At 36.3% G+C, this 13,915-nt stretch carries 6 protein-coding genes; 2 read left to right on the top strand and 4 right to left on the bottom strand.

Translation table 11 applies throughout. From position 1 onward, the window contains the following. Positions 1 to 18: 18 nt before the first annotated feature. From BTO05_RS05435 to BTO05_RS05450, 4 genes are all read right to left on the bottom strand, one after another. Complete coding sequence (locus BTO05_RS05435; protein WP_087491687.1) at positions 19 to 4,755, bottom strand: T9SS type B sorting domain-containing protein; 4,737 nt, start codon at positions 4,753 to 4,755, stop codon at positions 19 to 21. Between the two features lie 21 nt (positions 4,756 to 4,776). Beyond that, the gene (locus tag BTO05_RS05440; RefSeq protein WP_087491688.1) at positions 4,777 to 6,528 is read right to left on the bottom strand and encodes a PKD domain-containing protein; all 1,752 of its coding nucleotides are present in this window, start codon (positions 6,526 to 6,528) and stop codon (positions 4,777 to 4,779) included. 12 nt (positions 6,529 to 6,540) lie between these two features. After that, a complete protein-coding gene (locus BTO05_RS05445; protein WP_087491689.1) occupies positions 6,541 to 6,993 on the bottom strand; it encodes a hypothetical protein in 453 nt (150 codons plus the stop codon). Positions 6,994 to 7,185: 192 nt separating this feature from the next. Next, positions 7,186 to 11,517, bottom strand: a complete 4,332-nt coding sequence (locus tag BTO05_RS05450; RefSeq protein ID WP_087491690.1) for a T9SS type B sorting domain-containing protein — start codon at positions 11,515 to 11,517, stop codon at positions 7,186 to 7,188. A gap of 179 nt (positions 11,518 to 11,696) precedes the next feature. Here BTO05_RS05450 and folE point away from each other — a divergent pair, with 179 nt between their 5' ends. Further along, entirely contained in the window at positions 11,697 to 12,371 is a 675-nt protein-coding gene (folE, locus tag BTO05_RS05455) for a GTP cyclohydrolase I FolE (protein WP_087491691.1), read from the top strand. A 56-nt stretch (positions 12,372 to 12,427) separates the two neighbouring features. Further along, a complete protein-coding gene (cysS, locus tag BTO05_RS05460) occupies positions 12,428 to 13,909 on the top strand; it encodes a cysteine--tRNA ligase (RefSeq protein WP_087491692.1) in 1,482 nt (493 codons plus the stop codon). Positions 13,910 to 13,915 lie beyond the last annotated feature (6 nt).

Below are 13,915 nucleotides of genomic sequence, written 5' to 3' on the forward strand. Positions count from 1 at the left end.
TTTATTAATAACTACTAATTATCGCTTCAATGCAAAGTGTGCGGTAAACGTTCGTCTTTCGTCATTAATTGGCTCATTATATTCTAGGGTAAACCAATAATCGCTGCTAGGCATATTGTTACCGTTATATGTTCCATCCCAACCTGGACTTGTAGGACTTAATTGTTTTAATAACTTTCCATAGCGGTCGTGAATATATATAACTGCAGCTGGTTGAGAGTCGATTCCTCTAATAGTCCAAGTATCGTTATTACCATCCCCGTTTGGCGTAAAGAATTTAGGATAATCTATTACTGTTATATTTTCATATAAAATTCCACAACCTAAAACATCTCTAACAGCTACTAAATGTTCTCCACCTGTAACGTTTTCAAATTCTCCGCTTAGTTCCCAAGGTCCATTATCGAGACTATATTCATATTCACTATTTCCTGTAGCAGTGGCAACAATCATATTATTACCAGTGAATGTTTGAGATACGACCTCTACATCTAAAGAATCAGGAATACCACCTTCAACAACAACAGTTTCGTCAAAATTAGTACACATTGTTACCGTCGAAGTTGTTGTATCAGTAACTAAAACACTGTAAGTTCCTCCTTGAGTCGGAATTAAACTTGACCCAGTTTCAGTCGCAAGTACATCACCATTAAAGCTCCATTCAAAAGTGTAATCTGCATCAGATAACTCAGTATCAATTACAGGAGGAATCGGAACTTCAGCTTCATCATTGCTACTTAAACATAAAGTATAAGTATCATCCAAATCGAATATTGGTAATAAATTAGTTTGAAGTGTAACCTCAGCAATTTCAAAACACTCGTCTGGCCTTATATTACTACTAACTCTCGCATAAATTGTTTGAGGATTTGTGTTCACAAAGTTTTCATATAGTAACGGTAAAGGTTCTTCATCATTTAAAGCATCCTCTTCAGAAAAATGAAAACTAATACTGATATCAGCTAGGTCTTGAGTTCCTATAATATTTGGGATTCGAGATTCTAAATCGAACTGCGTTGAGCCATCATTATCACCAACAACATCGCATTCTTCATAAAAATCATCTAATGCAAATGCTCCGTCCAAGACTTCAATATTAAAAGATTGTGTACTTACTGAACAGCCTGTCATATTATTTGTAATTGCTACAAAAATTGGCTGAGGATTGCTCGTATTTTCATATGGACTTACTAGTGCATCCACTAAATTATCTGCATCAGCTTGAGAATCGTGATAAGTCACTGTAAATAGTGTTGATTCTTGACCATTTAAAATTTCAGCGTCTTTACTTTCTAAATCAAATTCAAATAAGAAGTCCGTGTTGTTTTCACATTCTAAGAAATCTGTGACCACAACGCTATCATCTGGTAATGGATTGGCATTGAAGGTTACAGTACTGCTATTAGGACAAACATCTGAAACGGAGTATTCAATTGTATAAGCCGCACCTGGTGTTCCGCCTGTAACTTCTCCTGTTGTAGCATCTATTACTGCGCTATCTGTAGGTGTAGGATTGAAAGTAAAAGTTCCGCCAGCTAATCCCGTTATAGTTGCTAAACCTCCATCACAAGTTGGAGCTACAGTAAAGCTTGCATCATCTTCCTGAGTTACTGTGACATCTTGGGTTGAGCTTTGTGGACATGTTCCTGCAGTTGTATATTCTATAGTATATGTTGTAGCTGATGTACCACCTGTAACTTCACCAGTTGCAGAGTCTATGACTGCACCATCAGTTGGAACTGGATTTAATGTAAATATTCCTCCTATATCACCTGTTATTATTGCGGTTCCACCATCACAAGTTGGCGTCATTGTAAAACTCGGGTCATCTGCGGTAAGTACTGTAACATCTTGACTTGAAGTGTCTGGACAAGCACCTGCTGTTGTATATTCTATGGTATAAGTTGCAGCCGATGTTCCGTTTGTAACTTCGCCAGTATCAGCATCAATTACTGCGCCATCTGTTGGTACAGGATTTAATACAAATGTTCCTCCTGCATCTCCAGTTATCGTTGCTGTACCACCATCACAAGTCGCTGTCATCGTAAAACTAGAATCGTCTAAAGTTAATACGGTTACATCTTCGGTATTTACTGAAGGGCAAGTACCTGATGTCGTATACTCGATAGTATACGTTGTACCAAATGTTCCTCCAGTGACTTCACCAGTAGCAGCGTCAATAACAGCGCCATCTGTTGGGACTGGATTAAATGCAAATGTTCCTCCTGCAAGTCCTGTTATGGTTACTGTACCTCCATCACACGTTGGTGTCACTGTAAAACTTGCATCATCAGCAGTAATTACGGTAACATCTTGTGCCAGAGTCTGAGGACAAGTACCTACAGTTGTATATTCTATTGTGTAAGTCGTACCAGAAGTTCCTCCTGTAACTTCTCCTGTTGTAGTATCTATTACCGCGCCATCTGTAGGTGTAGGATTGAAAGTAAAAGTTCCACCAGCTAATCCTGTTACAGTTGCAGTACCACCATCACATGTTGGCGTCATTGTAAAACTCGGGTCATCCGCTGTAAGCACCGTAACATCTTGGGTTGAGCTTTGTGGACATGTTCCTGCAGTTGTATATTCTATAGTATATGTTGTAGCTGATGTACCACCTGTAACTTCACCAGTTGCAGAGTCTATAACTGCACCATCAGTTGGAACTGGATTTAATGTAAATATTCCTCCTGTATCACCTGTTATTGTTGCTGTACCACCATCACAAGTTGGCGTCATTGTAAAACTCGGGTCATCTGCGGTAAGTACTGTAACATCTTGACTTGAAGTATCCGGACAAGAACCTGCTGTTGTATATTCTATGGTATAGGTTGCAGCTGATGTTCCGTTTGTAACTTCGCCAGTATCAGCATCAATTACTGCGCCATCTGTTGGTACAGGATTTAATACAAATGTTCCTCCTGCATCTCCAGTTATCGTTGCTGTACCACCATCACAAGTCGCTGTCATCGTAAAACTAGAATCGTCTAAAGTTAATACGGTTACATCTTCGGTATTTACTGAAGGGCAAGTACCTGATGTCGTATACTCGATAGTATACGTTGTACCAAATGTTCCTCCAGTGACTTCACCAGTAGCAGCGTCAATAACAGCGCCATCTGTTGGGACTGGATTAAATGCAAATGTTCCTCCTGCAAGTCCTGTTATGGTTACTGTACCTCCATCACACGTTGGTGTCACTGTAAAACTTGCATCATCAGCAATAATTACCGTGACATCTTGTGCCAGAGTCTGAGGACAAGTACCTACAGTTGTATATTCTATTGTGTAAGTCGTACCAGAAGTTCCTCCTGTAACTTCTCCTGTTGTAGTATCTATTACCGCGCCATCTGTAGGTGTAGGATTGAAAGTAAAAGTTCCACCAGCTAATCCTGTTACAGTTGCAGTACCACCATCACATGTTGGCGTCATTGTAAAACTCGGGTCATCCGCTGTAAGTACCGTAACATCTTGGGTTGAGCTTTGTGGACATGTTCCTGCAGTTGTATATTCTATAGTATATGTTGTAGCTGATGTACCACCTGTAACTTCACCAGTTGCAGAGTCTATAACTGCACCATCAGTTGGAACTGGATTTAATGTAAATATTCCTCCTGTATCACCTGTTATTGTTGCTGTACCACCATCACAAGTTGGCGTCATTGTAAAACTCGGGTCATCTGCGGTAAGTACTGTAACATCTTGACTTGAAGTATCCTGACAAGCACCTGCTGTTGTATATTCTATGGTATAGATTGCAGCTGATGTTCCGTTTGTAACTTCACCAGTAGCTGCATCAATTACTGCGCCATCTGTTGGTACGGGATTTAATACAAATGTTCCTCCTGTATCTCCAGTTATCGTTGCTGTACCGCCATCACAAGTCGCTGTCATCGTAAAACTAGAATCGTCTAAAGTTAATACGGTTACATCTTCGGTATTTACTGAAGGGCAAGTACCTGATGTCGTATACTCGATAGTATATGTTGTACCAAATGTTCCTCCAGTGACTTCACCAGTAGCAGCGTCAATAACAGCGCCATCTGTTGGGACTGGATTAAATGCAAATGTTCCTCCTGCAAGTCCTGTTATGGTTACTGTACCGCCATCACACGTTGGTGTCACTGTAAAACTTGCATCATCAGCAATAATTACCGTGACATCTTGCGCTAAGGTTTGAGTACAAACACCTGATACAGTATATTCTACTGTGTATGTTGTACCGGAAGTTCCACCTGTAACTTCTCCCGTTGTCGTATCTAATACTGCACCATCAGTAGGTACAGGATTGAAAGCAAAAGTACCTCCTGTATCACCAGTTATGATTGCGGTGCCTCCATCACAAGTTGGAGTTAAAGTAAAACTTGCATCTACATCTGAATCAATTACATTAATTTCAAAATCGATTGTATCAAAACAATCTGTATTAAAATTATTTTCTATTCTTATAAAAATAGTTTCAGATGTAAAGGCATTCATATTGGTATACAAACCAATAATTGGGCTTGCATTGTTTTGAGCATCAGCTAATGTATTATGATAACTTACAGAAACATCTGTTTGAGTTCCAATTACAGTAGCATTAAAGGTTGTAAAATCAAAATCCCAAAATCCATCGTTGTCATCATCACAAATTATTTGATCATCTACTGGATTAGCAACAGGAATTGGTGCGTAATTAATTAGTATGTCATCTGTATCTATACAACCCGCAGCATCAGTAACTGTAACTAAATATGTTCCTGAGTTTGGAGACATTACTGTTAAAGTTGGATTTGTTTAACCAACTAAATCAACCCCATTAAGAGACCATTGGTAAGATGTAGCTCCTACAGTAGTTGCGTCTAAATCAACATCCGCGTCACCTTCACATTGGTTAACGTCTGCACCTAAATCTACAGTAAATGGACTATTAGTAGTCACAGTAACATCATCAGTAACTATTGTAATATCTCCGTTACAGTTAGTATAGGTAACTTGTGCAGTATATGTGGTTGAAGCGTCTGTTGGACAAACCTCGAAACTAGCATCTGTACTTAATACATTACCCATATCATCAAGCCAGGCAAATTCAACAATACTTGGTCCAGCTGGTGTAAAACGCCATGCTTCGTCAGTTGCAGTCCATCCGCCGCCTTCGTTAGTATTTCTTCCTGGTGGTACAAAAGCTTCTGTACCTGCATCGTTTTGAATACCTATAACTTTATTATTGTTCCAACTACCACAAAATGGTGCATTCTCAACATAAATATCTATAACGTTTGTTGTCTCATAAAAAACAGCCATATGAGTAGCTAACTCTGAATTACAATTCCACATTGGTACATTATAAAAACTTACTGCCAAAACTCTGTTTGGTGCTGTACCTATGATTTCCCAAGCTATTTCGTCACTACCGTTACCAACTGATGGATCAATATCATGTAAAGGTGTAAAAACATTTACCTCAGATAAAGCCGGGTCTGTGTTATTAGGTAGTGGTAAATTACTTGGATTAAAATCATTAGTAGTATCTCCGGGATCAACATCGAATCTGATGACTCCATTAGAGCCTACTTGAAATTGTGTCTCGATATCGTCAAAAAAGCAAAAATCAAATGGTAAATCTTCAACATCATCCCATTGATCATCAATATTAGTGTTAACAGAATTTGTTAGACCATTAAAAGAAAAAGGCGGCACAAAAGGAATACTATTTACAGTATAGGTACTTGTATCCCCTATATCTAAAAACGATGCTGTTAATGTCGTACATGTTTCAGTACAAGGAATATCTATATCAGCACCTGCATCTACAGATGGATTACCTGGGCTAGTAGAGCCTATTTGCGCAGTTAAATCAATACTATTGGTATTTGTACAACCAGCCGTATCTGTTATTGTTAATGTCACTACAAAAAGACCAGCAGTTGTGTAGGCATGAGTTACAGATTCTCCCATGGCTGTATTACCATCACCAAAATCCCAAAGATAGGTAGCTCCTGTACCTCCTGTAGAAAATGTACCGCTACCATTAAATGTTATAACTTCATTTTCATCTGCAACTACAACATTCGCAGCACTTGAATCTGGTATTGTACTATCAACATTTGCGATAATATTTTGACAAGGCGTAAAACAACTAATATCAGCAGCCCAACCTATTGTATTACCGCTACCATTTGTAGTCCAAACAAAAGTCAAACAACCTGATGTGTTAGCTACACTTGGCTCGACCAAACCTGGACTACTCGTTCCAGAAAACATACCAAGTGGCGGTGCAGTAGCATCAGTACCATCAAAAATAGAAAGTATATCAATACCATCTTGAGAACTAAATGTGGTAAAATTAATATTTATTGCATCTCCTGGGTTATCGGGACATATGGTTATCGTAAAATCTTCATTTCCTGAATAGTTACCCGAAGAACCACCAGAATCTAAAAATGTACCCATACATTGATTAAATGTACCGTCTTGCATTAATAAATCCTGACTAAAAACCTGTACAGAAAAGACAAAAAACGTAAATAATAGTATTTTTTTAAACATGTTAGGGGAATATTAATGCTGTGGTAAAATTGTTATTAGATATTGCGTATTATAAACTCGATAATACTCTGCTCTTTTTCTTGAAAAGAAATTAAACCCATATTTCAAAGGGTTAAAACTCTCAACGTTAAAGGAATTATCTTTTTGTAAGCCGGGGTTTATTGACTTAACAAGTTTCACTTGCGATAATCTCTTTAAAGAGCTTAAATCCTTTTTTTCGTAACGTTTGATAACAACTCTATTTCTAAGTATATCTTTAAACGAAAGGAGTCTTTGCGGATTATTATAAACCAATTTATCTGCATAGTCTCCATAAACCTCATCAATAAAAGCACGTTCTTTTGACGTTAAAGGCTCTGATAAATTATCACTATATTTTGCTAGTGGCAATGCTTGCTTTTGTGATTGTCCAAAAAGGCTTAGTCCTAAACAAACAAAAAACACGAGAGATATTTTTTTAATCATAGCGTATACTTAAAATAGTCAGGGAATTTAATAAAATTTTAACAATTACACAGCACTTTGTCTAAGTTCTCGTTATTATGACAGATTTTCTGACATAAGAGCTATTAACAGATAATAAAACCTAAGTTTTAAATAAAAAAAGCCTTTAAATTTCTTTAAAGGCTCTTAATTATAAATCAATTTTAAAATATGTTATCGTTTAAGTGCAAAATGTGCACTAAATGTTCTGGATTCGTTTGTTATTGGCTCGAAATACTCAAGGGTAAACCAATAATCACTACTTGGCATTCTGTTACCATTAAATGTTCCGTCCCAACCTGAGCTAGTTGGGCTTAATTGTTTTAGTAGTTTTCCATAACGGTCATAGATGTAAATCACTGCTGCAGGCTGCGTATCAATACCTTTTATATTCCAAGCATCATTATTACCATCTCCGTTTGGAGTAAAGAATTTTGGGTAATCAATTACCGTAACTATTTCAGAAATTATTCCACAGCCTAATATATCTCTGGCATAAACCGTATGCTGACCACCAGTTACATTTTCGAAATTAGTATCTAATTGCCATGGGCCATTGTCCAAGCTATACTCATAAGTACTGTTTCCTGTTGCCATCGCAATAATCATATTATTACCATTAAAAGCCTGAGAAGTTACCTCAACTGTAAATGTATCTGGTATTCCGCCCTCAATGACTTCTGCAGAATCAAAATTTTGACACATAGTCACTGTAGATGTAGAGGTATCTGTTACGACAACATCATAAATTCCGCCTTGTGTTGGAGTTAAAGTTGGACCAGTCTCTGTCGGCAATACGACACCGTCTAAACTCCATTCAAAACTATAATCCGAAGCAGGTAATTCTGTATCTAAAACTGGTGGTACATCTACTACAGCTTCGTTATTACTTGTAAGGCATAAAATATATTCGTCTTCTAAATCAAAAATCGGAAGTAAATTCACTTGTAAGGTTACCTCTGATATAGCAAAACATTCTGCTGGTCTTATAACATTACTTACTCTAGCATAAATAACTTGGGAGTTAATCACAAAATTTTCATACAATAGTGGTAATGGATTAACATCGTTAAACGCATCATCAAAACTAAAGTGATAACTAATACTAAATGCTAATGGGTCTTGACCATCTAGAATAATTGGGCTTCTTGAAGCTAAATCAAACTGAGTAAACCCATCATTATCATTAACAACATCACATTCTTCATATAAATCGTCAAGAGCTTCTGCGCCTTCATTTATTTCGATATTAAATGTTATGGTACTTACGGAACAACCTGTAGTGTTATTTGTAATAGCAACAAAGATAGGTTGAGGACTACTTGTATTTGTGTATGGACTTGCTAATGGGTTTGTTAGATTATCTGCATCAAGTTGGGTTTCGTGATATGTAACCGTAAACTGCATTGGGTCTTGTCCATTTAATACTTCTGGTGTTTTTGTTTCTAAGTCAAAATCGAAAAAGAAATCCGTGTTGTTTTCGCACTCAAAGAAATCTGTTACCATGACATTATCATCAGGAAGCGGATTTATCACAATATCCAACTCTACAATTGCAAAACAGTTATCAGTATTTGTAACTCTAACAAATATAGTCTCTGATGGGCTTGTATTATTGTAAGCTGAAGGTGTTGGAATGGCATTACTTCCAGCAACAGCTTCGTCATAATCTAAATGATATGTTGCAGAGACATTAGTTTCTCCATTAAAAATGAAGGCTTCTCGTTGCCTCAAATCAAAAGTTTCTACCAAATCTCCTGCTGTAACATCATCACACAAAATAATTGGGTCTGGATTAAGATTTGGCATTGGGTTTATAGTTTCGAGCTCAAACTCACCTATACCTAAACAAGAATTATCAACATCACTATCAATCCTGTAAGTAATTGTTTGATTAAACGGAGATGCTGTATTTATATGATTTGATATGTCTGGAATCGCATTAATTTCTGCCAATGCATCTGCAGTTGTTTCGTAATAAGTAACCGTAATTATTTGACCTGGAGGAAACAATCCAACAATTTGAGGTGTTGCATCACTAAAATCAAAAGTCGTGATTCCGTCTGTAATATTAGCATCTACTCTTGTATCATCACACTCTTGATAAGTTGGTATTAAAAATCCAGGAGGAATTGAAGTTGTGGATACAAATAAATCTAATTGCGCAACTCTATGACAGCCATCTGCATTTTCTGTTCTTACAAATAAAATATCTGGATTTGAAGATGGGTCAGTATTCGTATAAGCAGTAATATTTGGAATTGGATTATTACCTGTATCGGCCTCTGCAAAAGACATATGGTATGTAAATGTTTCAGCAGCTGAGTTAGTAGAGATTAAAACCTCAGATTCGGTTAAATTAAAATCTGAAATACCATCAGTATCAGTGTCACATTGTAATAGACTTACCATATTTGTAATAATCGGTAAAGCATTGACTTCTAAATCTACAGCAATAGTTTCATAACATAATATGTTATCATTATTCTCTACTCTGGCAATAATTTGCCTATCATCAGTGTATAAGTTGGTAATCGCTCCAGAATCATTGTCTGCATCGGCTTGATTTAAGTGATAACTTACTGTAAACTGCATTGGGTCTTGACCATTAAGAACAAAAGTATCTATATCTGCAGGTCCAAGCGGAAAATCAACAAACCCATTTGTATCATCGCCATCTGCATTATCATCACAAACTCCGTATGTATAAGTTGAAGGTGTTGGCTGATCAAAGACATCTATTATAAAATCGGATGTTGCATAACAATTTGCATTATCTACGTTTTCAATTCTTGCCACTATAGTTTGTTGTTGATAGGCCATTAAATTAGTGTAAGGCGAAGCTATTGGATTCGCATCGGCATCGGCGTCTACTTGATTCTCATGAAAAGTAATAGAATATTGAGCCATAGCCTGTGTGCCCAAAACATCTGGCTGCAATGCATCAAAATCAAAATTCCAAAAACCATCATTATCGTTGTCACAAATTAATTGATCTGCTACTACTCCAGCTGTTGGTGTATCAAAGACATCGATTTCTAAATCAGTTGTTGCATAACAATCTGTATTAATATTATTCTCTATACGCACAAAAATTGTTTCTGAAGTATAGGCTATCTGATTAGTATATGTATTTGGTAACGCCGCAGTATTCGCATCTGCATCTGCTAATGTAGGGTGAAATGTTACTGCATAGTCTGTAGTAGGTTGTGTACCTAAAACTGTTGTACGTAATGCGTTTAAATCAAAACCCCAAAACCCATCGTTATTGTCATCACAGACTAATTGATCGTCTACAACATTAGCAGTTGGAGTATTAAAGACATTAATATCAAAACTTCCCGTACTAGCACAATCAGTATTATTTGTGTTTTCTACTCTTATAAAAATGGTTTCTACTGTGTATGCTGTTGCATTAGGATATAATCCTGTTATAGGATTCATATCCATTTCAGCATCACTTAAGGAATTATGATAACTTACCTCAACATCTATCTGAACACCTACAACAGTTGTAGTTAACGTTGAAAAATTGAAATCAAAAAAGCCATCATTATTGGTGTCGCAAATTATCTGATTTTGTACGGGATTGACTGTTGGCAAAGCTGTAACAGTAATTTCTATAACATCGTCATCTGAGTTACCCAAATTATCTGTAATTGTAACTTGATATTGACCAGAGTTAGAAACCGAAATAGAAGACATACCATCAGTACCAGGTATTGGTACAAAACCAGTACCATCATCGTATTGCCAAGCATAATCTACAAAATCAGGATCGCTAGTTGGATTTGCATCTAAAGTTGTTGAAGATAATTCACAAATATTTTGATCAGGTCCCAATATACCATTAACATCTATAATGCTACAGTCTGTAGATCCACCACCTGGAACTCCTAGGTTAGTTTGAACAATTTCGATAGAACCTGGTATACCTGGTTGATTTGGCCCAGTTCCATAATTAGCAATGAGTATTAAATAAAACTCTCCTGATTGCGCGTTATTTATAGTTAGAGTTTCGGTTGGCGCACCTGAATAACTACAATCAACGATATTAGAATTGTCTAAATCATTTTGGTAGTATGTAGTTCCAGAATTATCTTGAGGACAAGTTGGACAAGTCGTGTTTATATTATTACAGTTTCCTGTGTCATTAGAAAAAGGTCCCCAAGCAATAAAATCCACATCAATTCCTGTTCCAGGTCCATCGTTATTAATGCCATCACCATTATTATCTTCCCACTGATTTATGGTAAAAGCTAAATTTCCTGTTTGATCTACTTGCATAAAAAACCAAGATGGCCTCGGTGCATCACCTAAACAACCTATTGGTGTATTAATATTAGTAGAATTATCGATATTATTCTCAAAAACATAAGTACCAGAATTATCAGAACAAATTGGACTTGCTTGATCACAGGTTACTCCACCTGGCACACTAAACTGTCCATAGGACAAAATTGAAAAGCTTAAAAACAGTAAAAAGTATATGTGTTTTTTGAACATTTGGAGTATAAAATTTGAGTCACCTAAATTAATAAAATCTTAGCCAAGAAACTGATTTCTGTTAAGTTCTTGTTATAATAACGTGTTTACTTATGTAACAAGTATATTTATAAAACTCCCACCTTAACTATACTATATTATTTACTTATCTTTGCATAATCATTTTACACATCATATAAATGAAAATAGATAACGATTTTGATATAGACGCTATAGGGGATGACCATATAGGAACTTCTAGTGACACACCTCTAAGAGAGGATGCTTTTGAGTTAAGTGACTCTGAAAAAATTGAGAGTATAAAAGCAGATGTAAAACATATCCTTGAAATCTTGGGATTGGATCTTAATGACGATAGCCTTCAAGGCACACCAAAACGTGTTGCAAAAATGTTTGTTAACGAAATTTTTAGTGGCTTACACCCGGATAATAAACCTAAGGCATCAACATTTGACAACAAGTATAAATACGGCGAAATGCTTGTCGAAAAAAATATCACAGTATATTCGACTTGTGAGCATCACTTATTACCGATTGTAGGCAAAGCGCATGTGGCTTATATTTCAAACGGAACAGTTATAGGATTATCCAAAATGAATCGTATTGTCGATTATTATGCAAAACGCCCACAAGTACAAGAGCGTTTAACTATTCAGATTGTGAGAGAATTACAGGAGGCTTTAGGTACAGACGATGTTGCTTGTGTTATTGATGCTAAGCACCTTTGTGTAAACTCACGAGGCATCAAAGATGTTGCTAGTAGCACTGTTACTTCAGAATTTGGTGGAAAATTTAAAACCAAAGAAACACGCCGCGAATTCTTAGATTATATTAAATTAGATACTGAATTCTAAGCCTACAAAAAGTTCAGAAAAAGTATTTTAATTTTACAAAAATCAATCATTCCATAATGGCTTTATATACAAATCAAAATATAAAAATCTATAACTCGCTTTCGGGCGAAAAGGAAAATTTCACTTCTATTAACGAAGGCTATGTTGGTATGTATGTTTGTGGACCTACGGTTTACAGTAATGTGCATTTGGGCAATGTCCGAACTTTTATGTCATTTGACATGATTTTTAGATACTTTAAGCACTTAGGTTATAAAGTACGCTATGTACGTAATATAACAGACGCTGGTCATTTAGAAAATGATGCTGACTTGGGTGAAGACAAAATCACCAAAAAGGCACGAATTGAGCAAATAGAACCTATGGAAATTGTACAGCGTTATACTGTAGATTTTCATAACGTATTGCAAACATTAAACTTTTTACCACCTAGTATTGAGCCTACTGCAACTGGTCATATCATTGAACAGATTGAATTGATTGAAACTATAATTGAAAACGGTTTTGCATATGTTGTAAATGGCTCTGTATATTTTGACGTTCACAAATACAACGAATCTAACGAATACGGAATTTTAAGCAAACGTAAATTAGAAGACCTTATACATAATACCAGAACTCTAGACGGACAAAGCGATAAAAAAAATCCTCAAGATTTTGCACTTTGGAAAAAAGCTGAAGACACTCACATTATGCGATGGCCAAGTCCTTGGAGTGACGGATTTCCGGGATGGCATTTGGAGTGTACTGCCATGAGCACAAAATATTTAGGTGAGTTTTTTGATATTCACGGTGGCGGAATGGACTTAAAATTTCCGCATCACGAATGTGAGATTGCACAAAACCAGGCTGCGAAAGGTCAAGCACCAGTTAAGTATTGGATGCATGCCAACATGCTTGAGCTTAACGGAGCACGTATGAGTAAATCCTCAGGAAACTATATCAATCCAGCTGAATTATTTTCGGGTCAAAATGATATTATGACAAAAGGTTTTACACCAGGAGTTATTCGCTTTTTTATGATGCAAGCTTCTTATCGTAGTATTTTAGATTTGACTAACGATGGATTATTAGCTGCAGAAAAAGGCTTTAATCGTTTAATGGATGCTATTGGTAATATTGATAAACTAAATACTAGCGATACGTCTTCATTTGATGTTATTGCATGGAAGCAAAAGTGCTACGATGCAATGAATGATGATTTTAATACACCTATCTTAATCGCGCATTTATTTGAAGCTGCAAAACTTATAAATCAGGTTAATGACAATTCAGCTACAATAACTAATGAAGATTTAGAAGAGTTGAAAGTAACTGTAAATACGTTTACTTTTGACATCCTGGGCTTAACAAATAATGAAGCTTCAGATAGCGGGACAGAAAAGTTAAATGCTGCACTAGAGTTGTTAATTAAACTCAGAAAAGAAGCACGAATTAATAAAGACTTTGCTCTTTCTGACCAAATCAGAGATGAGTTGGCTGATGCTGGTATTGAATTAAAAGACGGTCGAGAAGGCACAACATATTCTGTAAAATAGTAGGCT

The organism is Winogradskyella sp. PC-19, from assembly GCF_002163855.1.
Lineage (GTDB): Bacteria > Bacteroidota > Bacteroidia > Flavobacteriales > Flavobacteriaceae > Winogradskyella.

Bases quoted from the DNA above. Each gene is read 5' to 3' on its own strand.
- BTO05_RS05435 (WP_087491687.1), bottom strand. From the start codon at position 4,755: ATGTCTCCAAACTCAGGAACATATTTAGTTACAGTTACTGATGCTGCG.
- BTO05_RS05440 (WP_087491688.1), bottom strand. From the start codon at position 6,528: ATGTTTAAAAAAATACTATTATTTACGTTTTTTGTCTTTTCTGTACAG.
- BTO05_RS05445 (WP_087491689.1), bottom strand. From the start codon at position 6,993: ATGATTAAAAAAATATCTCTCGTGTTTTTTGTTTGTTTAGGACTAAGC.
- BTO05_RS05450 (WP_087491690.1), bottom strand. From the start codon at position 11,517: ATGTTCAAAAAACACATATACTTTTTACTGTTTTTAAGCTTTTCAATT.
- folE (WP_087491691.1), top strand. From the start codon at position 11,697: ATGAAAATAGATAACGATTTTGATATAGACGCTATAGGGGATGACCAT.
- cysS (WP_087491692.1), top strand. From the start codon at position 12,428: ATGGCTTTATATACAAATCAAAATATAAAAATCTATAACTCGCTTTCG.